This is a genomic window from Azorhizophilus paspali, assembly GCF_043587585.2.
In the GTDB taxonomy this organism is placed as follows: Bacteria; Pseudomonadota; Gammaproteobacteria; order Pseudomonadales; family Pseudomonadaceae; genus Azotobacter; species Azotobacter paspali.
Genome location: NZ_CP171449.1, coordinates 1,179,500 through 1,201,858, shown reverse-complemented (window position 1 = coordinate 1,201,858; position 22,359 = coordinate 1,179,500). Strand labels below are relative to the sequence as shown.

Genomic DNA, 22,359 nt, shown 5'->3' with positions numbered 1-22,359 from the left:
GACTTGCAGGACCGGCAAAAATCGGCTGACGAAACGGATCGCTCAGCGCCCACGGGCATCATTCCAGAGGATTTTGTGCAATTGCAGTTGCAGGCGAACCGGCAGGTTGTCGGCGACGATCCAGTCCGCTAGTTCCCGTCCTTCCAGTTGGCCGTAACTGGGCGAGAACAGTACTTCCCCAACACGCTCGTCCAGTCGATATTCGATCAGCTTGGAAACCGCCCACTCATAATCCTGGCGGGAGCAAAGCACGAATTTCATCTGGTCGTTGCGCGTCAGCAGGGTCATGTTCGCATAGCGATTGCGGGCGACCTCCCCCGAGTCCGGGGTTTTCAGATCGAGCACCCTACTCACTCGGCAGTCCACAACTGAAATGTCGAAGGCCCCACTGGTCTCCAGGGAGACCTCATAACCGGCATCGCACAACAGATGCAGAAGTTCGATGCTATTCGGCTGAGCCAAGGGTTCACCGCCGGTGACGCATACATAGCGTGGGCCATAGCTGGCCACGCGTTCGAGGATCACGGACAGGGGTAGGACCGACCCGCCACTGAAAGCGTAGGCCGTGTCGCAATAGCCACAGCGCAGGGGGCAGCCAGTGAGGCGCACGAATACCGTCGGCAAGCCGGCAGTACGCGTCTCCCCCTGTAACGAGTGGAAGATTTCGGTAATTCGCAGGGTTTCTTGCATATGAGCCACGGGCGTGACGGCGAAACAGGCCATCCGCCTCCGTTGCGGAAAACAGGGCATGAATTCTAACGAAAAAAACCGCGCCAGGCGCGAGCCTCGCGGAGGAACTCAGCGCATGGTCTGCAGATCGCGCTGAGCCAACTGGGCTGCCGAAGTGCCGGGATACTGGGCGATGACTTGCTGCAAAGCCGATTTCGCCCTCTCCGTATTGCCCAGGCGGCGCTCGACGTCCGCCAGCTTGTACAGAGAGTCGGGCACCTTGGAATGCTTCGGATAGTTCTGGCTGACCCGCGCGAAAGCCTGGCCGGCTCCCTGCAGATCGCCCTTAGCCAGATTCACTTCACCCAACCAATACTGCGCATTGCCAGCATACTGACTGTTGGGATATTTGCGCAGGAAGGCTGTGAACGCCTGGCTGGCCTTCTCAAAATCCTTGGCCTTGATCAGGTCGAAAGCTGCGTCGTAATACAGCTTTTCCTTTTCCGGATCGGCCGGCCCACTGCTCGCCGGGACCTGGCCGGCCGCAGGCGGAACAGAGGCTGCGCTGGCAGCCCCAACAGCGCCAGCAGGAACCTGCTGCTGGGAAGGAGAACCTGCCCCCCCGGACAAACGGCTGTCGAGTTCCTTGTAGCGATCCAGGCTTTCCTGCTTCAGTTGGCGGATCTCGTACTGCTGCTCCTCGACCATGCCGCGCAGACGCGACACTTCGTCCTGCAACTGCTGCAATTGTAGGAACAGCTCGCCCTGTGCCGAGGTCGGCGTAGTCATCGCTCCCCCAGCATATGCACCGCTCGCATCCTGTATCTTCTGTGGGTAACCGTTACTGACATAACCGTAACCGGCGGAATTATCCATAACGGGAACCCCGGCCCAAGCCGTGAGCGGCAGGCCGATCGCCAACAGGGAGATGATGCGGCGGTACTGGTTCATGGCGAATTACTTGCGCAGTTCGACGCGACGGTTCTGAGCCCAGGACTGCTCGTCCGCACCACTGGCGACGGGACGCTCCTCACCGTAGGAAACCAGTTCCAACTGGGCCGGAGAGACGCCCTGCAGTACCAGATAGCGCTGGACGGCCTTGGCGCGTCGCTCACCCAGAGCCATGTTGTACTCGCGGGTACCACGCTCGTCGGTATGGCCTTCCAGCACGACGCGGGCACCATTACCCTTCAGATCACGAGCATGCACATCCAGGGCGCGCATGGCCTCCGGCTTCAGATCGGAACTGTCGTATTCGAAGTAGAACGTAGTGATCGCGCGCAGTGCAGCTTCGTCGCTACCCATGCTGCTATCGTAAGAAGAGCCGGAGCCAGAACCGTAGCCAGAGGTATTGGCGCCGTAGCCTGCATTCGGATCAACGCCGCCATTGGCGTCAGCGCCTTCCCCGGAAGCGTCGCCGCCCTTGGAAGAACAGCCAACGGCAACCGCCATGGCCAGAGCCAGTGCAGCGAATTTACCGAATTTCAGCATTTGCATAATGGAACTCCTAAAGGAAGCTCAGGTGTTATGTAAGGTTATTGGTTTGGAATTTGCTATCAGTTCAGGTAGGGAGACCAAGACGGCTCGCGAACCTCGCCTTGCGCGGTAGGAAGCGGGAGCCTGACCCTGCCGTTGATTGAGGCGAGCATCAAGACTCCTCTTCCCTGATGACGGGTGGCGTAGATTAGCATGGTGCCATTGGGCGCGACAGTGGGCGACTCGTCCAGACTGGTGTCCGACAGTACCCGCAAAGTACCACGTTGGAGGTCCTGGGCTGCCACCTTGAAGTTGGTGTAGCCGTCTTGCCGGTGGATCATCACCAAAGTCTTCTCGTCGGCTGACAGTTTCGGGTTGGCATTGTAGTTACCCACGAAGCTCACCCGCTCCGCCGCGCCACCGATGGTTTGCCGGTAGATCTGCGGCTTGCCGGCCCGGTCGGAAGTGAAATAGAGCGTCTGGCCATCGGCGCCCCAGAAAGGCTCAGTATCTATGCCGAAGTGGTTGGTGACCCGCTGCAACTGCCGGCTGGCCAGGTTCATCACGTAAATTTCCGGGTTGCCGTCCTTGGACAGCACGAAGGCCAGGCGGGAACCATCCGGCGAGAAGGCCGGCGCACCATTGAGCCCTTCGAAATTGGTGATCTGTTCGCGGCGACCGGTATCGATATGCTGGATGAAGATGCGCGGACGCTTCTGCTCGAAGGAAACATAGGCGATGCGTCGACCATCGGGCGCAAAGCGCGGCGACAGGATCGGCTCGCGCGATTGCAGCAGGACTACGGCCCGAGCACCGTCGTAGTCGGCTCGTTGCAAGGTATAGCGGGTACCGCTGCCCATGCGCTCGGCGGTGACATAGAGCAATCGGGTGGAAAAGGCTCCCTTGACGCCGGTGAGCTTCTCGAACGCCTGGTCGGCGATATAGTGGGCCATATCGCGTACCTGGTCGCCACTGCCGCTAACGGAGCCAGCCAGCACCTGCTGCTCGGTGGCCACATTCATCAGCGCATACTGCACCTGCAGGCGCCCGCCAGCAGGAACTATGTTGCCGACCAGCACATACTGGGCACCCAATGCATTCCAGTCGCGATAGATGATCTCGCCCGGGCCGGTCGGCTGGCTGATCATGTTCTGCCGGGGAATCGGCTCGAAGACACCCGAATTGCGCAGGTCGTTGCCGACAATCTCGGCCATGTCGTCGCTCATCACGCTACCGCCCTGCCAACCGAAGGGCACCACGGCAATAGGCGTGGCACGCGCGGTACCGCTGGTCACCACCAACGGGTCGGCCGCCTGGGCAATACCGGCCAGCAAGGCCAACCCGAACAGGGCGAGACGAATCAGGGTATTCACAGATCCAAATCCTCAGGTTTGAAAATCATGCGCCGCTGTCGATAGTTCCGATCGAAAGTGGCGCGATCCAATTGCTGCAACTCGGGGATTCTGCCCACGTTGCGTACCGCGGCGACGGCTGAGTTATCGAAAGGCGCATCCCCGCTGGAACGAGTTACCCGAGCGCTGGTTATGGTGCCATCCGGCAACATCTGGATCAGCACCTCCACGCTCATTCCATTGCGGGCCGATGGCGGCCTGCGCCATTGCTGGCTGACCAGAGTGACGATCAGGTCATCGAAGCTGCCGGCAACCTGATTGCCCTGGCTCTCGGCCAGCGCCTGCTGCCGCTCCGTGCTGTCGGACAGCAGCTCGGCCAGAGCTTGGGCCTTCTTGTCTTCGGCGGCCTTGCGCGCGGCTTCGGCGGCGGCTTTTTTCTTGGCCTCCTCGGTGGCCTTTTTCTTCGCCTCTTCGGCTGCTTTCTGCTTGGCAGCCTCCTCGGCGGTTTTTTTCTTCGCTTCCTCGGCAGCCTTCTGCTTGGCAGCCTCCTCGGCAGCTTTCTTCTTCGCCTCTTCGGCAGCCTTCTGCTTAGCCGCCTCCTCAGCAGCTTTCTTCTTCGCCTCTTCGGCAGCCTTCTGCTTGGCCGCCTCCTCGGCGGCCTTTTTCTTCGCTTCCTCGGCAGCCTTCTGCTTGGCAGCCTCCTCGGCAGCTTTCTTCTTCGCTTCTTCGGCAGCCTTCTGCTTGGCCGCTTCCTCGGCGGCCTTTTTCTTCGCTTCCTCGGCAGCCTTCTGCATCGCTGCCTCCTCAGTGGACTTTTTCTTCGCCTCTTCGGCAGCCTTCTGTTTGGCCGCCTCCGCGGCGACCTTTTTCTTCGCGTCTTCGGCGGCCTTCTGCTTGGCGACTTCCTCGGCAGCCTTCTTCGCCTCTTCGGCAGCCTTCTGCTTGGCGGCAGCCTCGGCTGCCTTTTTCGCCTCTTCGGCCGCCTTCTGCCTGGCCGTTTCCTCGGCAGCCTTCTTCGCCTCTTCGGTGGCCTTCTGCTTGGACGCCTCTTCGGCGGCCCGCTTATCCGCTTCCGCCCTTCGAGCCTCCTCAGCTTTCCTTTGTTCCGCCGCCTTGGCCATGGCCACCTGCTGCTCGTTCTTCTGCTGCTCCATCTGCTCGACCTCATATTGGCGAGCAGCGGTCTTCTTCGCCTCTCCGGCGATTTTCTGGTTGGTCTGGGTAGTCGCCTGGCTTTGCGACTTCATCTGGTAGAGCGTGGCCTGGATGATCGGTCTGGGCGGCGGCATTTCCGGCGCCATGGAGAAGCTGACGAACAGCATGGCGAAGACGAGAAGGTGCAGACCGACCGCCAGCACGGCTGGCCAGAAATAACTTTCCGAGGGAGAGCGCTCGCGCCTTTGCATCAGGGAGCCTCGGTGATCAGCCCGACATTGCCTACGTCGGCCCCTTGCAACCCTCCCATCAAGGCCATGACCGCCCCGTAGTCGACGGACTTGTCACCGCGCACGAAGACCTGCACCTGCTTACCCTGGCTGCGGGCCTGGGCAATGATTTTGCTCACCGAATCGACCAAATCGTCCAGCTTCAAGGCGGTATCCTGGACGGTCTCGGTGTCCACCTCGCTGCCCATGTTCCAGTAGTAGCTTTTGTCGGCCTTGACGGAGATAGTCAGTACCCGCGCGTTGTTGTCCTGCGGCAACACATCGCTGGACACCTTGGGCAGATCGACCTTGACGCCCTGATTGAGCATCGGGGCGGTCACCATGAAGATCACCAGCAGCACCAGCATCACATCGATATAGGGCACCACGTTCATCTCGGCGACCGGCTTGCGCCTGTTGCGGATTCTCGCCATCAGCTAGGGCCTCATGCGTCCGAAGTGTGCACCTTGCGATGCAGGATTGCCTGGAACTCGTCGGCGAAGGTGTAGTAGCGGGCGATCAGCAGTTCGCCGCGCGCGGAGAAGCGGTTGTAGGCGATCACCGCCGGAATCGCGGCGAACAGGCCGATGGCGGTGGCGATCAGCGCTTCGGCGATCCCCGGCGCCACGGTGGAGAGCGTCGCCTGCTGCACCTGGGCCAGGCCGCGGAAGGAGTTCATGATCCCCCACACGGTACCGAACAGGCCGATATAGGGGCTGGTGGAGCCCACAGTGGCGAGAAACGGCAGGCTCTGCTCGAGCTTTTCCTCCTCACGGGAAATCGCCACCCGCATGGAACGGGCAACCCCATCCATGACCGCATCCGGCACGACCCCGGACTGCTGGCAGAGGCGGGAGAACTCCTTGAAGCCGGCACGAAAGATCCGCTCCAGGCCGGAGTCCGGATTCGGCTCGCTGCCCGCTTGGCGATAGAGCTTGGCCAGGTCGATACCCGACCAGAAGCGCTCCTCGAAGCTGTCCAGGGATCTCTTGGCGGCACGCAGCATGTTGCCGCGCTGGAAAATCATGATCCACGAAGTGACCGAGGCGGCCACCAGGACGAGCATGACCAGTTGCACCACCAGGCTGGCGTTGCTGATCAGGCTCCACATGGACATATGGTCAACGGCGTTGGCTTCCACGCTTACTCTCCTGCTGAAGGTAGACCCGGGTTCGCCAAGGCGACCCGCAGCGCTTCGGGAATGGCCCGGGGTTTCAAACTATCGGCGTGTACACAGGCCACCAGAACCCGCCCCTCGCAGAGCAACGCATCATCCGCGGCGCGTCGGACCTGCTGATGAAAGCGCAGGCTGGCACGGTTCAGCTCGCACACCTCGGCACTCACCAGCAGTTCGTCGTCCAGCCGTGCCGGCGCGAAATAGCGCGCTTCGCTGGAGTGCACGACGAACAGCAGGCTCTCACCCTCCGCCAGCCGGGACTGGGCGAAACCCAGCGCGCGCAGCCGCTCGGTACGGGCCCGCTCCATGAATTTGAGGTAGTTGACGTAGTAGACGATGCCGCCGGCGTCCGTGTCCTCGTAGTAAACCCGACAGCGATGGATGAACGGCGATACTCCGCTTTGCGCGCGCATACTCTAGTGCCAGCTCTCGAAGTTGCCAATCGGACGGAAAAACAATTTCTCCCTCATTCGCCATCAGCCGGAGCATCGGCGAGCGGATCGGCCGTCGTTGCCTCCATCCGAGCAGGCAGGTTCAGCCCGAAGTGCAGGTAGGCATGACGCGTGACGACCCGCCCGCGCGGGGTACGCATCATGTAACCCTGCTGGATGAGGTAGGGCTCGAGGACGTCCTCGATGGTATGACGCTCCTCGCTGATCGCCGCAGCCAGGCTATCCACGCCGACCGGACCGCCATCGAACTTCTCGATCAGGGTCAGCAGCAGGCGCCGGTCCTGGTGATCTAGGCCGTGCTCGTCGACATCCAGCAGGTTCAGCGCCAGATCAGCCATCTGCCGGGTGATCCGTCCCTCTCCGCGCACCTGGGCGAAATCGCGAACCCGACGCAGCAGACGATTGGCGATGCGCGGCGTGCCGCGGGCACGACGGGCGATCTCGAAGGCCCCCTCGGCATCGGTCGGCAAACCGAGAATGGCGGCGGAACGGCCGACGATGGTCGTCAGGTCGGCTACCGAATAGAACTCCAGTCGCTGCACGATGCCGAAGCGGTCGCGCAACGGATTGGTCAGCATGCCGGCACGGGTGGTGGCGCCGACTAGGGTGAAGGGCGGCAGATCGAGCTTGATCGAACGAGCGGCCGGCCCCTCGCCGATCATGATATCGAGCTGGAAGTCCTCCATGGCCGGATAGAGCACCTCCTCGACCACGGGCGAGAGACGGTGGATCTCGTCGATGAACAGCACATCGCCGGACTCCAGGTTAGTCAGCAGTGCGGCGAGATCGCCCGGACGCTCCAGTACCGGGCCCGAGGTGCTCTTCAGCGACACGCCCATCTCCTGAGCAATGATGTTGGCCAGAGTGGTCTTGCCCAACCCCGGCGGTCCGAAGATCAGCGTGTGGTCGAGCGCTTCGCGGCGTCCCCTGGCCGCCTGGATGAACAGTTCCATCTGCTCGCGGACGACGGGCTGGCCGATGTACTCGGCCAGCCGCAATGGGCGAATGGCCCGGTCCTGTTGCTCCTCGCGATCCTGACCGGTCGCGGTAATCAGACGGTCGGCTTCGATCACTTAGGCCATCCCCCGCAATGCCCGGCGAATCAGCTCCTCGCTGCTCAAACCTTCCTCCTGTACGGCGGCGACCGCGCGGCTGGCTTCCTGGGGCTTGAAGCCGAGGGCGACCAGCGCGCTCAAGGCATCGCTTTCCGCGCTGGCAATGCCGATATCGGGATTGGACTCCAGGGTCAGCGAGGCAACGGTCGGCGGACTTTCCCAAGCCTTGAAGCGGTCCTTTAGCTCGATCAGCAGGCGCTCGGCGGTCTTCTTGCCGACCCCGGGCACCCGGGTCAGCGCCTTGATATCGCCAGCCTGCACACAGCGCACCAGCTCGTCCAGGTCCAGGCTGGACATCAGCGCCAGTGCCAGCTTGGGGCCGACCCCGTTGAGGCGGATCAGCTCGCGAAACAGTTCCCGCTCGCGCCGTTCGCAGAAACCGTAGAGCAGGTGGGCATCCTCGCGCACCACCAGGTGGGTGTGCAAGGTAACCGGCTCGTTCAGCGACGGCAGGCGATAGAGGGTGGTCATCGGCACCTCGACTTCGTAGCCGACGCCATTGGCCTCCACGAGCAGGTGCGGCGGCTGCTTTTCCACCAGGATACCGCGCAAACGTCCGATCAAGATCCACACTCCTCGCTCACAAACGCAAACGCCCGCCCCGTCGCCTGGCGCCATCCAGGCCGTGGGGAATCAGGCTCTGCCGGTGGTGAGCGTGACACAGGGCGATGGCCAAAGCATCGGAGGCGTCGATCTGTGGCTTCTGCACCAGCCGGAGCAAGTGCATCACCATCATCTGTACCTGTCGCTTGTCCGCCCCGCCGCTGCCGACGATGGCCTGCTTGACCTGGGTGGCGGTGTACTCGGCGATCTCCAGCCCCGCTTCCACCGCCGCGACGATCGCCGCGCCGCGCGCCTGGCCGAGCTTCAGGGCGGAATCGGCATTGCGCGCCATGAATACCTGCTCGATGCCCATGGTCACCGGACCATGGCTGCGGATGATCTCGGTCACGCCACGATACACTGCCTGCAGACGCTCGGGCAGAGAACCACTGCCGGTACGGATGCAGCCGGAGGCGATGTATTCGCAACCACGCCCGCCGTCGCGTATCACACCGAAGCCGGTGATCCGCGAGCCGGGATCGATACCCAGGATGAGCGTCATGGGAAAAAGGCCCGGCACCGGCAGGAAACCCCGCCCCCGGGCCACATACTTGTCGTCAGTCGAGTTGCTCCATGATCTCGTCGGGAATTTCGGCGTTGTGGTAGACGTTCTGCACGTCGTCCAGGTCTTCCAGCATATCGATCAGCTTCATCACCTTCTGCGCGGTTTCCAGATCGGCGATCGGCGCGGTGATCGACGGAATCATCGCCACCTCGGCCTCGTCGCCCTTGAAGCCGGCGGCGACCAGCGCCTCGTTGACAATATGGAAGTCGGCGAAGCTGGTGAACACGTCCACCGAACCATCGCCATTGCCGACCACGTCGTCGGCACCGGCCTCCAGGGCCACTTCCATCAGCGCGTCCTCGTTGACCCCCGGAGCGAAGCTGATCTGGCCCTTGCGATCGAACATGTAGGCCACCGAACCGTCGGTACCTAGATTGCCACCGCACTTGCTGAAGGCATGGCGTACTTCGGCAGCGGTACGGTTGCGGTTGTCGGTCAGAGCCTCGACGATGATCGCCACACCGCTCGGGGCATAGCCCTCGTAGCTCAACTCGGCCATGTTGTCGGCTTCGCTGGTGCCGGCGCCGCGGGCGATGGCGCGATCGATGGTATCGCGGGTCATGTTGGCGGTCAGGGCCTTGTCCATCGCCAGGCGCAGCCGGGGATTGTCCGCCGGGTTACCGCCGCCGTGCTTGGCGGCGACGGTCAACTCGCGGATCAGCTTGGTGAAGATCTTGCCCCGCTTGGCGTCTTGACGCTCCTTGCGGTGCTTGATGTTGGCCCATTTGGAATGACCAGCCATAACTCACTCCGTATCTCTAATCTATCTGCTCTTGCAGGAACGGCCCCGCCCGCCGGCCGGCCCGCTCGCGTGGCGACGGGTTACTCGGCCTTCGGCTGCTCGCGCAGGCGGATGTGCAGTTCGCGCAGCGCCTTGGCGTCCACCGCGCCGGGTGCCTGAGTCATGACGCAGGCGGCGCTCTGGGTTTTCGGGAAGGCGATGACTTCGCGAATCGAGCTGGCGCCGGTCATCAGCATCACTAGACGGTCCAGACCGAAGGCCAGGCCACCGTGCGGCGGCGCGCCGTACTTCAGCGCATCGAGCAGGAAGCCGAACTTCTCCTGCTGCTCGGCTTCGTCGATGCCGAGGATGCGGAACACCGCCTGCTGCATCTCCTTGCGATGGATACGAATCGAGCCGCCGCCCAGTTCGGTGCCGTTGAGCACCATGTCGTAGGCCCGCGACAGGGCCTCGGCCGGATTGGCCTCGAGCTCCTCGGGAGTGCACTTGGGTGCAGTGAACGGGTGATGCAGCGCGGAGAGCGAGCCGTCGTCGTTCTCTTCGAACATCGGGAAATCCACCACCCACAGCGGCGCCCATTCGCAGGTGAGCAGCTTGAGGTCGTGTCCGAGGCGGATGCGCAGGGCGCCGAGCGCCTCGGAGACGATTTTGGCCTTGTCCGCGCCGAAGAACACGATGTCGCCATCGACGGCGCCGACGCGGTCGAGGATGACGTCGAGGTTCTCCTTCGGAATGAACTTGACGATCGGCGACTGCAGACCCTCGACACCCTTGGCGCGCTCGTTGACCTTGATGTAGGCCAGGCCCTTGGCGCCGTAGATGCCGACGAACTTGGTGTAGTCGTCGATCTGGCTGCGCGGCATGCTCGCCGCGCCCGGTACGCGCAGGGCGGCGACACGGCCTTTCGGATCGTTGGCCGGCCCCGAGAACACCTTGAACTCGACGGTTTTGAGCTGATCGGCGACATCCACCAGCTCCAGTGGGATGCGCAGGTCCGGCTTGTCGGAGCCGTAGCGGCGCATGGCCTCCTCGAAGGTCATGTGCGGGAGTTCGCCGAACTCGACATCCAGTACCTCCTTGAACAGCTTGCGGATCATGTTCTCGGTGATGCCCATGATGTCCGCTTCGTCGAGGAAGCTGGTCTCGATGTCGATCTGGGTGAACTCCGGCTGGCGGTCGGCACGCAAGTCCTCGTCGCGGAAGCACTTGGCGATCTGGTAGTAGCGGTCGAAGCCGGCGACCATCAGCAGTTGCTTGAATAGTTGCGGCGACTGCGGCAGGGCGAAGAAGCTGCCGGCGTGGGTGCGGCTCGGCACCAGGTAGTCGCGAGCGCCCTCCGGAGTGGCGCGGGTGAGAATCGGCGTCTCGACGTCGAGAAAGCCGCTCTCGTCCAGGTAGCGACGGATGCTCGAGGTGATGCTCGAGCGCAGCTTCAGCTTGGCCGCCATCTCCGGACGGCGCAGGTCGATGAAGCGATAACGCAGGCGGGTCTCCTCACCGACGTCGCTGTACTCATCCAGCGGGAACGGCGGGGTCTCGGCCTGGTTCAGCATGTCCAGCTCGTAGCCCAGCACTTCGATGGCGCCGCTGGCCATGTTCGGGTTGACCGCGCCGGCAGGGCGCGGGCGCACCTTGCCGGTGATCCTGACCACGTACTCGCTGCGCACCCGGTCGGCCTTGGCGAAGGTTTCCGCGCGATCCGGATCGAACACCACCTGGGCCAGGCCTTCGCGGTCGCGGATGTCGAGAAAGATCACCCCGCCATGGTCGCGGCGACGGTGTACCCAGCCGCAAAGGGTGACTTCCTGGCCTTCCAGGCTTTCGTTCAGTTGGCCGCAATAGTGGCTGCGCATCATGATGGTGTTTCTTCTCTCGATTCTTGGATTCGGGTGGAGCCGTTCATTCGGCCGTCGCGCAGGCACCGCCGTAGCCGCTGCCCACGCAGGCGGGCGCGTTGTCGCCGCCGGCGAGGTTTTTCTTCGCGCCGCGCTTGAAATCGGTTTCGTACCAGTCGCCGCCCTTGAGACGGAAACCGGGCACGGAAAGCAGCTTCTCCAACTCGGGCGCCTGGCAGTTCGGACAATCGGTCAGCGACGCATCGCTGAACTTCTGGATGGTTTCCAACTGATGACCACAGGCAGCGCACTGATACTCATAGACAGGCATCGGATACTCCACTCATGGGAACGACGACGCTGCGAGCCTCGCCCGCGGCAAAGCAGGGGATTATATATGGTTAATCAGCCCCGCGCAGCCCGCCGAGCCCCGCCGATCCTGTACGCGTCCCATCCACCGCCGTACAATGCCCGCCACTTATTTCCGCCCTTTGCAACGGACAGAACGGCCCAACATGCGCACCAGTCAGTATCTGCTCTCAACCCTCAAGGAAACCCCCTCCGATGCCGTGGTGATCAGTCACCAACTAATGCTGCGCGCCGGGATGATCCGCAAACTGGCCTCCGGTCTCTATACCTGGCTGCCGTTGGGGTTGCGCGCCCTGCGCAAGGCCGAGGCGATCGTCCGCGAGGAGATGGACAAGGCCGGCGCCCTGGAAGTGCTGATGCCGGCCATCCAGCCGGCCGAGCTGTGGCAGGAGTCCGGACGCTGGGAGCAGTACGGTCCCGAGTTGCTGCGCATCAGAGACCGCCACGACCGCGAGTTCTGCGTCGGTCCGACCCACGAGGAGGTCATCACCGATCTGGCGCGCAACGAGTTGAACAGCTACAAGCAGTTGCCGATCAGCTTCTACCAGATCCAGACCAAGTTCCGCGACGAGATCCGTCCGCGCTTCGGTCTGATGCGCGGCCGCGAATTCCTGATGAAGGATGCCTATTCCTTCCACCTGACCCAGGAGTCGCTGCAGGAAACCTATGACCGCATGCACCAGGCCTACTGCAACATCTTCAGCCGCCTGGGCCTCGAATTCCGTCCTGTGCAGGCCGACACCGGCTCCATCGGCGGCACCGGCTCCCACGAGTTCCACGTGCTGGCCGCATCCGGCGAGGACGATATCGCCTTCAGCGACAGCTCCGACTACGCCGCCAACATCGAGAAGGCCGAAGCCATTCCGCGGGAAAAAGCGCGCGCCGCCGCCAGCGAGGAACTGCGCCTGGTCGACACCCCCGATGCCAGGACCATCGATGAGTTGGTCCGGCAGTTCGGCCTGCCCGTCGAGAAGACCATCAAGACCCTGGTGGTGCAGGGTGCCGATGAGGGCCGACTGGTCGCCCTAATCGTGCGCGGCGACCACGAATTGAACGAGATCAAGGCCGCCAATCTGGAGCAGGTCGCCAGCCCCCTGGCATTCGCCTCGGAAGCCGAGATCCGCGCGGCGATCGGTGCCGGCCCCGGCTCCCTCGGTCCGTTGAACCTGCCGATTCCGGCGATCGTCGACCGTTCGGTGGCCCTGCTGAGCGACTTCGCCGCCGGTGCCAACCTCGACGGCAAGCACTATCTCGGCCTCAACTGGGAACGCGATCTGCCGCTGCCGGAGATCGCCGACCTGCGCAACGTCGTGGAAGGCGACCCGAGCCCGGACGGCCAGGGAAACCTGGTGATCAAGCGCGGTATCGAGGTCGGCCACATCTTTCAGCTCGGCACCAAATACAGCGAAGCGATGAACTGCAAGGTGCTCGGCGAGAACGGCAAGCCGGTGACCCTGATCATGGGCTGCTACGGCATCGGCGTATCGCGCGTGGTGGCCGCAGCCATCGAACAGAACTACGACGAGCGCGGCATCCTCTGGCCGCAGGCGCTGGCGCCGTTCCAGATCGCCCTGGTACCGATGAAGTACGAGAGCGCCGCAGTCAAGGAAGCCACCGACCGCCTCTATGCCGAGTTGATCGCCGCCGGCTACGAGGTACTGCTCGACGATCGCGACAAGAAGACCAGTCCCGGGGTCAAGTTCGCCGACATGGAACTGATCGGCATTCCGCATCGCATCGTGGTGAGCGAACGCGGCCTGGCCGAGGGTACCCTGGAATACAAGAGCCGCCGCGAGACCGAAGTCCAGGCCGTCCCGGCTGCCGACCTCATCACCTTTCTCGGCAACCGCATCGGCTGCTGACTCCACACCATGCCCACCCGAAACTCCTTGCGCCTCGGCGCCACGCTCTGTGGTGCCCTTCTGCTCGCCGGCTGCGCCAACCAGTTGCCCCAGCGCAGCGAGCACGAAGAGCGCGTCGAACGTACACTTCTGAGCCACAATCTACAGATCGAACTCGGCGAGCCAGCCATGTTGGAGCTGCCGCAGCGGCACATCCGCATCCACGACCAGCGGACCTTCGAGATCCGCGAATTCGAGGTGATCCGCCGTTACGACCGCTACACACCCTACCAGCCCTGGCGGGAACTCTACGAGATCCCCCTGGGGGCGGTGGCGGTGCTGGCTGGAGTCGCCGCCAACGTGCTCAACGTGGTTGCCCTCGGCAATGTGCCCGATCTTGCCACCAAGGGCTGGATCGACTACGGCTTCGCCGGCCTCAACCCGGCGATGAACGTCGAATCCAACGGCCGCGCCCAGCAGAACCTGGCCCGCCGGGACGAACAACAGAAGGACGAGCGCACGGAATACTCCAGCCTGCCCTGGGCCGAACGCCCGGTATCGGTCAGGGCCGGGGCACGGACCTACGAACTGACCACCGACCGCCGCGGCGTCCTGCACCTGAACCTGCTCGACAGTCCCTTCACCCTGCAAGATGCCCGTGTCGCCCGGCTGCAACTGAGCGTCGAGGACCCCCAGGACGGTGCCCGCACGGAGGCCGTCCTGCCGGTCAGCCGCAGCCTGGGCGGCAAGCTGCGCGAGGCCCACGACTTGGTCTATGCCGATCTCGAAAGCGACGAGGTTGGGCAATGGGTGCGCCGGGTCAAGCGGCTCGCCGAACTCGGCTTCGAAGAGGAAGCCAGCGAACTGGAACAGAGCCTGATCGAACTGACCCGCCACGATCCGGAGCTGCAGCGGGAGTTTCTCGACGACCTGAGCAGGAAGACCGGCCGCCAGGCGCTGGCTCCCGCCAAGGACTGAAGACGACCGTACAAGGCTCCGACGCCCCCTCCTGCTCGCCCCGTCCTCGCCGGCCGTCGCCAGCCTGCCGTCGGGGCCGGAGCTGCGCACCCCGCTGCAGCGCGCGGTTACCGAGGCGAACAGCTTCGCCGAGCGCTTTGAGGTGGAGGTCTAGGTGCTGGACATGTCGATCCGCCTGAGCCGCTACAACGGCAGCCAGGGTGAGCGACCTGTGGCACGATTACCGGCATGTCGAGTGACGCAGGGCCACTCAGCGCCGCACGCGAAATTCCGAGAACCCCTGCAGGCCGACCTCTTCCAGCTCCACTCCCTCGACCCGGGCCTGTTCGGGACCACGCCATAGCCACTCGGCCAGTTCGCCCACAGCCGCCTCCTCGCCCTCGACCCAGGCCTCGACCCGCCCGTCGGCGAGATTCCGCACCCAGCCCGCCAGCGCCAGGCGCTCGGCCTGCAACGCCGTGCCCTGCCGATAACACACGCCCTGTACCCTGCCGCTGACCAGGGCGCGCAAGCCGATACACGCCACTTCAGGAACCCTCGCCACGCAATGTCTGCAGGCGGGCCGCCAAACCGGCCGCATTCTGCTCGCCGAGCAGCCGCTCGCGCAGACGACCCTGGGCATCGACGATGTAAGTGACCGGCAACACCTCGCCGGGCGGCAGCTTCAGGCGCTCGGCTGGGTCCTCGGCCAGCACGCCGAAACGAATGCCCAGCGCTTCGCTGGCGCGCGCCAACTCGCTCCCCTGCAGATTATCGAAATTCACCCCCACGACACGCACGCCATGCCCCTGGAACTGCTCGGCCAAGGCGTTCAACTGGGGAATCTCGCTACGGCAGGGCGAGCACCATTCTGCCCAATAGTTGATCACCAGCCACTGACCTTCCAGTTGTTCCGCCGCGACCGGACGCCCATGCTGGTCGACGCCCCAGTCCTCGCTGCAACCGGCCAGCGCCAGCCCGGCGGCCAGCGCCAGGACAATCCCCGTTCGCCTTCTCATAAGGCTCCCTCCACAATGACTCGCGATCGGCGAACCGACCGCCGCACACAGCATCGCCGACAATGGACCTCTGCACAAATATAACCAGTCCGAGCCACCGCTCAGGGCTCGGACAGGGGCGGCTGCAACCAACTCGCCAGGCTGTCGCCGAACAACGCCGCGCGCTCCCGCTGAAGCCTCTCCAGGGCGCTGCGCAAGGCGGGGAACCAGGGCTCGTCGAGGCTCTCGGGAAGCTGATCGAGATGCGGCAGCGGCCAGGGCGAGCGGCTCAACAGCGACTCCAGGCTGTAACGGTTCAGATCCCGGCAGAGCACCCAGCGACCGTCGCTGACGCGGCAGATCAGTTGCTCCCGCTCGAGAAAATCGAGCATCTCATCCCAGACCGAATCGGGCAGCGCCCAGCCGGCGCGCTGCAGATCGGTTTGGCGAACCGCTTGGCCGGACTGCTGGCTCTGATGGAATACCCTTAGCACCCCTAGCAGCACCAGCAGGCGCGGCAGCGGATTGCGCCGCCAGCGCCGGGAAGCGGACAGGTTGCAGACCAGCTCGGCCCCCAGCAGCACGATCATCCAGCTCAGATACATCCACAGCAGGAACAGCGGCACGGCGGCAAAGGCCCCGTAGATCAGCTCATAGGTGGGAAACAGAGCGACATAGAGACCGAACAGCCCCTTGGCCGCCTCGAACAGCACGGCGGCGAACAGCCCGCCCAGCAACGCATGGCGCAATGGCACCGCGGTATTGGGCACCGCCACGTACAGCAGGGTGAAGGCCGCCGTGCTGAACAGCAACGGCATGACTTTCAGCAGCATTCGCGCTCCGGCCAGAGCATAGGGATCAAAGACCAGGGACAGGGACGTGATGTAAGTGCTCAGGGCAAACCCAGTGCCCAGCAACAGCGGCCCCAGGCTGAGAATGGCCCAGTGCAGCAGGAAGCTGGACAGGCCACGGCGCGGCCGGCGTACACGCCAGATGGTGTTGAAGGTGTGCTCGACGGTCATCAGCATGAGCAGCGCGGTGACCATTAGCACCCCGACGCCGAGCCATGTCAGATGCCGCGCCTGCTCGATGAAGGTTCTTAGGTAATCCTGCAGCACGGCGCCGCTGGAAGGGACAAAATTGCGAAAGATGAAGCCCTGGATCTGTTCGCCTATGCCCTGGAAGTCCGGGATGACCGACAGCACGACGAAGATCAGGGTCATGATCGGCACCACCGCGAACAACGTGGTATAGGTCAGCGCCGCCGCACTCTTCGGGCCTTGGTCAGCCAGAAAGCGCTCGAACAGATAACGCCAGAAATCCAGAGTGTCGACGAAACGTTGGCGCATGCCCTTACCTTATTGAGAGCGAAGACGGGCACAGGGTTCCTCCATGCGCCAGGGTGGTTAGAATAGCGGTCCCACCCCGCTGGATGCGATCCGCCCATGACCGATCTGACGCTCTATCACAACCCGCGCTGCTCCAAGTCCCGCGGCGCGCTGGAATTGCTCGAAGCTCGCGGCCTGCAACCGAAGGTGGTGCGCTACCTGGAAACCCCGCCTAGCGCCGAGGAGCTCAGGGAACTGCTCGGCAAGCTCGGCATCCCGGCCCGCCAGTTGCTGCGTACCGGCGAGGAGGAATACAAGGTGCTGAAGCTGGCCGATCCAGCGCTGGACGAAGAACGACTGATCGCAGCCATGGTTGCCCATCCCCGGCTGATCGAGCGGCCGATCCTGGTAGTCGGCGAACGTGCGGTGATCGGCCGGCCAGCGGAGAAAGTCCTGGAGATTCTGCCATGAGCGATGCCTACATCCTGGTGCTGTACTACAGTCGCCACGGCGCCACCGCCGAAATGGCCCGGCAGATCGCCCGCGGCGTCGAGTCCGGCGGGCTCGAGGCGCGCCTGCGCACGGTACCGGCGGTATCCACCGAATGCGAGGCGCAAGCTCCGAGCATTCCCGCCGAGGGAGCGGTCTACGCCAGCCTGGACGATCTGCGCCACTGCGCCGGACTGGCGCTCGGCAGCCCGACCCGTTTCGGCAACATGGCGGCCCCGTTGAAATACTTCCTCGACGGCACCAGCGGCCTGTGGCTGACCGGCGAACTGATCGGCAAGCCGGCCTCCGTGTTCACTTCCACGGCCAGCCTGCACGGCGGCCAGGAAACCACCCTGCTGTCGATGCTGCTGCCCTTGCTGCACCACGGCATGCTGGTCTGCGGCCTGCCCTACAGCGAAGCGGCGCTGCTCGAAACCAGGGGCGGCGGCACCCCCTACGGTGCCAGCCATCACGCCGGCGACGGCAAGCGTCCCCTCGACGAGCATGAAACTGCGCTCTGCCGCGCTCTGGGCAGGCGCTTGGCGGAGATCGCCCGGCGCCTGGAGGGCGATCGTGGCTAGAAAGGCGAGACCGCTGCCCAGTTTGGAATGGCTGACCCCGCGCCTGAAACTCAGCCGTAGCCTGACCCTCGCCAGTTTCCTCGCCCTAACTGGCCTGCTCACGGCCTGGAACCTGGGCTTCGCCGACCTGCACGGCGCCCGTCCTTGGGTGGTCATCGGCATCCAGTTGTTGCCCCTGGCCTTGCTCGCCCCCGGCTTGCTGCTCGGCAGTGCACGCGCGCATGCCTGGACCTGCTTCGTGGTGAACTTCTACTTCATCCAGGGCGTGACCGCCGCCATCGACCCAGCGCGCCAATTGTTCGGCTGGCTGGAGACCCTGCTCAGCCTGATCCTGTTCTGCACCGCCCTGCTGTATACCCGCTGGCGCTTCCAGTTCGACCGCAAGCTGGCCGGGGAATAGCGAACCGGCGCTCGGCCCCTACCAGCCCAGGATTTCCTTGAGGAAGGGAATGGTCAAGCGGCGCTGGGCCTGCAGCGAGGCCTGGTCCAGCTTGTCGAGCAGTTCGAACAGCGCCGCCATGCTGCGCGAACCGCGGGTGAGGATGAAGCGCCCGACCTCGTCGGTGAGATGCAGGCCGCGACGCGAGGCGCGCAGTTGTAGGGCGCGCAACTTGTCCTCGTCGGACAGCCCCTGGAGCTGGAAGACCAGCGCCAGGGTCAGACGCGACTTCAGATCCGGCAGCTCGATCGACAGTTCGCGCGGCGGCACCGAAGCGGACAGCAGCAGGCGTCGGCCGCAGTCGCGCAGGCGGTTGAACAGGTGGAACAGCGCCTCTTCCCAATCGGCCCGCCCAGCGATCGCCTCCAGATCGTCCAGGCAGACCAGTTCGCTCTGCTCCAGGTTGTCCAACAGCACCGGACCGTAGTCCGCCACCTCGGCCAGCGGCAGGTAGATCGCCAGCTCGCGGCGCTGCTCGAAGCGGATGCAGGCGGCCTGCAGCAGATGGCTGCGCCCGACGCCCTCGGCCCCCCACAGATAGATCAGGCTTTCGGTCCAGCCGGCATCGGGCTCGCAGAGTCGCTCGGCATAGCCGAGCGCCGCCGCGTTGGCGCCGGGATAGAAGTTGGCGAAGGTAGCATCGTCGCGCAGACGCACCCCGAGGGGCAACTGGATCGGCTTCATGTCGGCCCAGGCGGCTCCGCGGAGCCGCCACTGGAGTCTCCTTGACCAGACTCTCCGTAAAGGTCGGAAAGTTTATACAGATCGTGGACGTGACGCAGCAGGACCATGATCACCGCGGCGACCGGCAAGGCCAGCAGCACCCCGGTGAAGCCGAACAACTGACCGCCGGCGAGGACGGCGAAGATCACCGCCACCGGATGCAGACCGATTCGGTCGCCGACCAGCAGTGGGGTCAACAGCATGCCTTCGAGCAACTGGCCGACGCTGAACACCACCACTACGCCGATCAGCGGATAGGGATCGCCGCCGAACTGGAACAGCGCGGCGACAAGGGCAGCACCGATGCCGACCACGAAGCCCATGTACGGCACTATGCTCGCCAGCCCGGCGAGCAGGCCGATCAGCAGCCCGAGGTCGATGCCGACCAGCATCAAGCCCAGCGCGTAGACGACGCCGAGCGCCAGCATCACCAGCATCTGCCCGCGCAGGAAGGCACCGAGCACCTCGTGGCACTCGCCGACCAGCCCCACCACCACGCCCTCCCGTCGCCGCGGCAGCAAGGTTCGCAACTTGGCCACCAGGATGTCCCAGTCGCGCAGCAGATAGAAACTCACCACCGGCACCAGCAGCAGGTTGCCCAGCCAGGCGAGCAGGGCCAGGCCGGAGGCGGTGGCCTGACTGAGCAATTGGGTGAGGACGTCGGTGGTCTTGTCCAGTTGCCCGACGAACATCGACTTGAGCTGTTCCAGATGCCAGAAGCCCTTGGCCAGACCCAACTTCACCTGGACCCAGGGCAGTACCACCTGCTGCAACCAGTCGAGCATCTGCGGCGCCAGTTCGTAGAGATGTACCAATTGCCGCCCCAGCGACGGCAACAGAAACAGCAGAGCCAGAACCAGAAGCAGGCCGAACAGGGCGAATACCGCGATCACCCCCCAGGTCCGCGACAGTCCGCGCGCCTCCAAGCGGTCGACCAGGGGATCGCCCAGGTAAGCCAGCAATATGCCGATCAGGAAGGGCGAGAGAATCGGCATCAGCAAATAGACCAGCCAACCGGAGAAGAACACCCCGGCCAACCAGATCCAGCGATTCGAATCGGTCATCTGAAATCCTTGTTCCTGCGATATTTGTCGGTCCACTCGCGCGCATAGCCGACGGCGCTGGCCAGGCTGCCCAGCACCACCAGCGCGATCAGCGGCGGGAGCAACGCGGCGGCGGTCGGCATCAGACTGGCCTACAGCAGCACAGCACTTACCAGAACGCTCTGCAAAAAGGTGGACAGCTTGCCTAGGCGGCTCGGACTGACCTTCAGGCGACCGACCCGCCAACGATAACAGAGGGCCCCGGCAACGATCAGCGCATCCCTTGCTAGCACCACCAGCACCAGCCAACCGGGAAGGAGTCCAGACAGACTCAGGCAGACGAAGCTGGAAACCAGCAGCAACTTGTCCGCTGGCGGATCGAGCAGGGCCCCGAGCCTGCCGCCCCAGCCGAAGCGGCGGGCGAGAAAACCGTCCAGCGCATCGCTGGAGCCGCCAGGACGAACAACAGCAAGGCCTTGCCGTAAGCCCCGGCGCGGATCGACCAGGCGACCGGCGGCACCAGCAGAAAGCGCAGCAGGGTCAGCAGGTTGGGCAAGCGATGCATGGACGGCTCCGGCCGCTGTTCCGTCCCGTCAGACCCAGGCCGGGGTCACCAGCGGAAACTCAGCGTGGTTTCGCGCGCTTGCACCATCGGCGCCTGACCGGTCGCCTGACTGGCAGCGCCTGCCTCGTGCAGACCGATCAAGGCCATCTGGGAACGTACCCGAACGACCGTGGATTCGAGCTGGTAGACCAGTTGGTCGCCCTCGACCCGGCGCAGGTGGGCGTCGAAAGGCTCCAGAACGCGCTCCAGTTCGGCGAAGCGGGCCAGATCCGCGCCCGCGACCTGCAGGACCAGGCGCTCGGTCGCCTCCTGCCTGCCCATGAAACGCTCGGCCATCCGCCCGCTGGCCGCCAGCATCACAGCATCGGCCAGTGTAGCGGCGTCCGGCGCCTCGGCGCTGCCCTCCGACTGGCCGCCGTCGGCCGCCAGACGCCACTGGGCCAGCCACTTGCCGCCCTCCTGACGGGCACGCACGGTGAGCATGGCATTGGCCCCGTAGCGCCCGGACACGCCTTGCAGCCCTGTGCCGCTGGCCAGATTCTCCGGGGTAGCGACCAGTTGCTCGTCGAGGTCGGCCATCGGCAGGCGCAGCGGCAGACCACGGTACTGGGCGGCCTTGCGCAACGGCTGGGCGCTGTTCTGACCGTCGCCGACCAATTGGGCGGTACCATCGTGCTCGTTCAGCCACCAAACCAGCAGGCTGGGTCGGTCGGCCCCCCACAGGGGCAACCCGGCCTGGCGCAGTTGCCCATGAGTAGAGGCCGGATCGAAATCGACCACCAGCGTCTGGCCTTCATAGCCATATTTGAGGATCAGTTGCTGCGGGTCCTGGCGCACAGCCGCCAACGCCGGATTCTGCACTGCCTCGGGTTTGCCGGTCAGACGCACCAGCAGGACGTCGAAGGCTCGCTGTAGAGCCTGGTCGCGTGCCGCCGGCTGCCGGCTGGCAACCGGCTCGCGGACCTGATAAAGGTCGGAGAGCTGCTCGGCGAGAGTAGGCAAGCTGAACAGCGACAAGCAAAGCAGGAACGGACGGACGATCGGGCGCATGACGGAAATCTCGACGTGGCGGCGCAGGGCGACGAAAGGGGGTTATACCTTAAACAGCCGCCGACGCACCGGCAACCGCGAGCACCGGCACGCTGGGCGCATGCCGGGAGCCATGGCCGCCGCCAGGCAGGGCAACCGCATGAAATGTCTTTCCGATACCGGACTGGAAAGATTGTGTCCCTAGTCGTTCCGGCCTGGTCTTCAAATCCGGTGCATCGGCTGCTTGCCGAGGGGCTGGATACCTCCTGTTTCGGCCCCCCGGCCGAGTCACTTTCTCTTGGCGCGCGCAAAGAGAAAGTAACCAAAGAGAAAGCGCGCCCGATCATTCGGCCCCGGCTACGCCGGGGTTCCCTCGCTCCGGCGCCGCTCCGAGGAGCGTCGCACAAGGGGCATCCATGCCCCTCGTACGACTCTCGCCGCCTCCCCGCGGCTTGCCCCTCTACGCGACGCTTGCGCTTGGCCTTCTGAACGGGAGTCGGGCTCCGGGTTGCCTGAAAGCGCTTTCGCTCTTCCTGTGGCACGGCCTGTCAGGCAACGCCGGATGCCCCCTTCAGGAGGCCGAGCGG

The 22,359-nt window shown here is 64.2% G+C and carries 26 protein-coding genes and 1 pseudogene; 5 read left to right on the top strand and 22 right to left on the bottom strand.

Annotation, left to right across the window (positions count from 1 at the left end; translation table 11 throughout):
• Positions 1–42 precede the first annotated feature (42 nt).
• The 14 genes from queE to ACGI6K_RS05935 form a co-directional block, all read right to left on the bottom strand.
• The gene (queE, locus tag ACGI6K_RS06000) at positions 43–690 is read right to left on the bottom strand and encodes a 7-carboxy-7-deazaguanine synthase QueE (protein ID WP_376941978.1); all 648 of its coding nucleotides are present in this window, start codon (positions 688–690) and stop codon (positions 43–45) included.
• Between the two features lie 108 nt (positions 691–798).
• Entirely contained in the window at positions 799–1,620 is an 822-nt protein-coding gene (ybgF, locus tag ACGI6K_RS05995; RefSeq protein WP_376941976.1) for a tol-pal system protein YbgF, read from the bottom strand.
• A 6-nt stretch (positions 1,621–1,626) separates the two neighbouring features.
• Positions 1,627–2,166, bottom strand: coding sequence for a peptidoglycan-associated lipoprotein Pal (gene pal / locus ACGI6K_RS05990; protein ID WP_376941974.1), 540 nt, complete (start codon positions 2,164–2,166; stop codon positions 1,627–1,629).
• A gap of 59 nt (positions 2,167–2,225) precedes the next feature.
• Positions 2,226–3,518, bottom strand: coding sequence for a Tol-Pal system beta propeller repeat protein TolB (tolB, locus tag ACGI6K_RS05985; protein WP_376941972.1), 1,293 nt, complete (start codon positions 3,516–3,518; stop codon positions 2,226–2,228).
• The gene (gene tolA / locus ACGI6K_RS05980) at positions 3,515–4,903 is read right to left on the bottom strand and encodes a cell envelope integrity protein TolA (RefSeq protein ID WP_376941970.1); all 1,389 of its coding nucleotides are present in this window, start codon (positions 4,901–4,903) and stop codon (positions 3,515–3,517) included. Before tolA ends, tolB begins: the two co-directional genes overlap by 4 nt.
• Entirely contained in the window at positions 4,903–5,355 is a 453-nt protein-coding gene (gene tolR, locus ACGI6K_RS05975) for a protein TolR (protein WP_376941968.1), read from the bottom strand. Before tolR ends, tolA begins: the two co-directional genes overlap by 1 nt.
• A gap of 11 nt (positions 5,356–5,366) precedes the next feature.
• Positions 5,367–6,062, bottom strand: coding sequence for a protein TolQ (gene tolQ, locus ACGI6K_RS05970; RefSeq protein WP_376941966.1), 696 nt, complete (start codon positions 6,060–6,062; stop codon positions 5,367–5,369).
• A 2-nt stretch (positions 6,063–6,064) separates the two neighbouring features.
• The gene (ybgC, locus tag ACGI6K_RS05965; protein WP_376941964.1) at positions 6,065–6,511 is read right to left on the bottom strand and encodes a tol-pal system-associated acyl-CoA thioesterase; all 447 of its coding nucleotides are present in this window, start codon (positions 6,509–6,511) and stop codon (positions 6,065–6,067) included.
• A gap of 53 nt (positions 6,512–6,564) precedes the next feature.
• Positions 6,565–7,623, bottom strand: coding sequence for a Holliday junction branch migration DNA helicase RuvB (gene ruvB / locus ACGI6K_RS05960; RefSeq protein WP_376941962.1), 1,059 nt, complete (start codon positions 7,621–7,623; stop codon positions 6,565–6,567).
• Positions 7,624–8,229 carry a Holliday junction branch migration protein RuvA gene (ruvA, locus tag ACGI6K_RS05955; protein WP_376941960.1) on the bottom strand — a complete coding sequence of 202 codons (606 nt, stop codon included), beginning with the start codon at positions 8,227–8,229 and terminating at the stop codon, positions 7,624–7,626.
• Between the two features lie 16 nt (positions 8,230–8,245).
• Positions 8,246–8,770 carry a crossover junction endodeoxyribonuclease RuvC gene (gene ruvC, locus ACGI6K_RS05950; protein WP_376941958.1) on the bottom strand — a complete coding sequence of 175 codons (525 nt, stop codon included), beginning with the start codon at positions 8,768–8,770 and terminating at the stop codon, positions 8,246–8,248.
• 55 nt (positions 8,771–8,825) lie between these two features.
• A complete protein-coding gene (locus ACGI6K_RS05945; protein WP_376941956.1) occupies positions 8,826–9,575 on the bottom strand; it encodes a YebC/PmpR family DNA-binding transcriptional regulator in 750 nt (249 codons plus the stop codon).
• An 80-nt stretch (positions 9,576–9,655) separates the two neighbouring features.
• Positions 9,656–11,431: an aspartate--tRNA ligase gene (aspS, locus tag ACGI6K_RS05940; protein WP_376941954.1), complete on the bottom strand. Its 1,776-nt coding sequence runs from the start codon at positions 11,429–11,431 to the stop codon at positions 9,656–9,658.
• Between the two features lie 43 nt (positions 11,432–11,474).
• On the bottom strand, positions 11,475–11,741 hold the full coding sequence (locus tag ACGI6K_RS05935) for an FmdB family zinc ribbon protein (protein ID WP_376941952.1): 267 nt from the start codon (positions 11,739–11,741) through the stop codon (positions 11,475–11,477).
• A 184-nt stretch (positions 11,742–11,925) separates the two neighbouring features.
• Here ACGI6K_RS05935 and ACGI6K_RS05930 point away from each other — a divergent pair, with 184 nt between their 5' ends.
• Together ACGI6K_RS05930 and ACGI6K_RS05925 are read left to right on the top strand one after the other, a co-directional pair.
• Entirely contained in the window at positions 11,926–13,641 is a 1,716-nt protein-coding gene (locus tag ACGI6K_RS05930; RefSeq protein ID WP_376941950.1) for a proline--tRNA ligase, read from the top strand.
• Positions 13,642–13,650: 9 nt separating this feature from the next.
• The gene (locus tag ACGI6K_RS05925; protein ID WP_376941948.1) at positions 13,651–14,598 is read left to right on the top strand and encodes a hypothetical protein; all 948 of its coding nucleotides are present in this window, start codon (positions 13,651–13,653) and stop codon (positions 14,596–14,598) included.
• A gap of 250 nt (positions 14,599–14,848) precedes the next feature.
• Here the strand turns inward: ACGI6K_RS05925 and ACGI6K_RS05920 are convergent, their stop codons facing one another.
• The 3 genes from ACGI6K_RS05920 to ACGI6K_RS05910 form a co-directional block, all read right to left on the bottom strand.
• A complete protein-coding gene (locus tag ACGI6K_RS05920) occupies positions 14,849–15,124 on the bottom strand; it encodes an acylphosphatase (protein ID WP_376941946.1) in 276 nt (91 codons plus the stop codon).
• A 1-nt stretch (position 15,125) separates the two neighbouring features.
• Positions 15,126–15,596 carry a TlpA disulfide reductase family protein gene (locus tag ACGI6K_RS05915; RefSeq protein WP_376941944.1) on the bottom strand — a complete coding sequence of 157 codons (471 nt, stop codon included), beginning with the start codon at positions 15,594–15,596 and terminating at the stop codon, positions 15,126–15,128.
• A gap of 101 nt (positions 15,597–15,697) precedes the next feature.
• The gene (locus tag ACGI6K_RS05910; protein WP_376941942.1) at positions 15,698–16,924 is read right to left on the bottom strand and encodes a YihY family inner membrane protein; all 1,227 of its coding nucleotides are present in this window, start codon (positions 16,922–16,924) and stop codon (positions 15,698–15,700) included.
• A gap of 96 nt (positions 16,925–17,020) precedes the next feature.
• Between ACGI6K_RS05910 and arsC the strand changes: the two genes are divergently transcribed.
• Genes arsC through ACGI6K_RS05895 form a run of 3 tightly spaced genes read left to right on the top strand, consistent with a single transcriptional unit; the run spans position 17,021 to position 18,373 of the window.
• On the top strand, positions 17,021–17,374 hold the full coding sequence (gene arsC, locus ACGI6K_RS05905; RefSeq protein ID WP_376941940.1) for an arsenate reductase (glutaredoxin): 354 nt from the start codon (positions 17,021–17,023) through the stop codon (positions 17,372–17,374).
• On the top strand, positions 17,371–17,973 hold the full coding sequence (wrbA, locus tag ACGI6K_RS05900) for an NAD(P)H:quinone oxidoreductase (protein ID WP_376941938.1): 603 nt from the start codon (positions 17,371–17,373) through the stop codon (positions 17,971–17,973). The genes arsC and wrbA overlap by 4 nt, the downstream gene beginning before the upstream one ends.
• Complete coding sequence (locus ACGI6K_RS05895; RefSeq protein WP_376941936.1) at positions 17,966–18,373, top strand: DUF2069 domain-containing protein; 408 nt, start codon at positions 17,966–17,968, stop codon at positions 18,371–18,373. Before wrbA ends, ACGI6K_RS05895 begins: the two co-directional genes overlap by 8 nt.
• A gap of 18 nt (positions 18,374–18,391) precedes the next feature.
• On the opposite strand, the gene hda is transcribed toward ACGI6K_RS05895, so the two are convergent.
• From hda to ACGI6K_RS05870, 5 genes and pseudogenes are all read right to left on the bottom strand, one after another.
• Positions 18,392–19,096, bottom strand: coding sequence for a DnaA regulatory inactivator Hda (gene hda / locus ACGI6K_RS05890; protein ID WP_376941934.1), 705 nt, complete (start codon positions 19,094–19,096; stop codon positions 18,392–18,394).
• Positions 19,093–20,199, bottom strand: coding sequence for an AI-2E family transporter (locus ACGI6K_RS05885; RefSeq protein ID WP_376941932.1), 1,107 nt, complete (start codon positions 20,197–20,199; stop codon positions 19,093–19,095). The genes hda and ACGI6K_RS05885 overlap by 4 nt, the downstream gene beginning before the upstream one ends.
• Positions 20,196–20,321, bottom strand: a complete 126-nt coding sequence (locus tag ACGI6K_RS05880; RefSeq protein WP_376941930.1) for a hypothetical protein — start codon at positions 20,319–20,321, stop codon at positions 20,196–20,198. The genes ACGI6K_RS05885 and ACGI6K_RS05880 overlap by 4 nt, the downstream gene beginning before the upstream one ends.
• Positions 20,322–20,330: 9 nt before the next feature.
• Positions 20,331–20,743, bottom strand: a pseudogene (locus tag ACGI6K_RS05875) (CDP-alcohol phosphatidyltransferase family protein).
• A gap of 45 nt (positions 20,744–20,788) precedes the next feature.
• Positions 20,789–21,793 carry a DUF2066 domain-containing protein gene (locus ACGI6K_RS05870; RefSeq protein WP_376941928.1) on the bottom strand — a complete coding sequence of 335 codons (1,005 nt, stop codon included), beginning with the start codon at positions 21,791–21,793 and terminating at the stop codon, positions 20,789–20,791.
• Between the last annotated feature and the right edge of the window lie 566 nt (positions 21,794–22,359).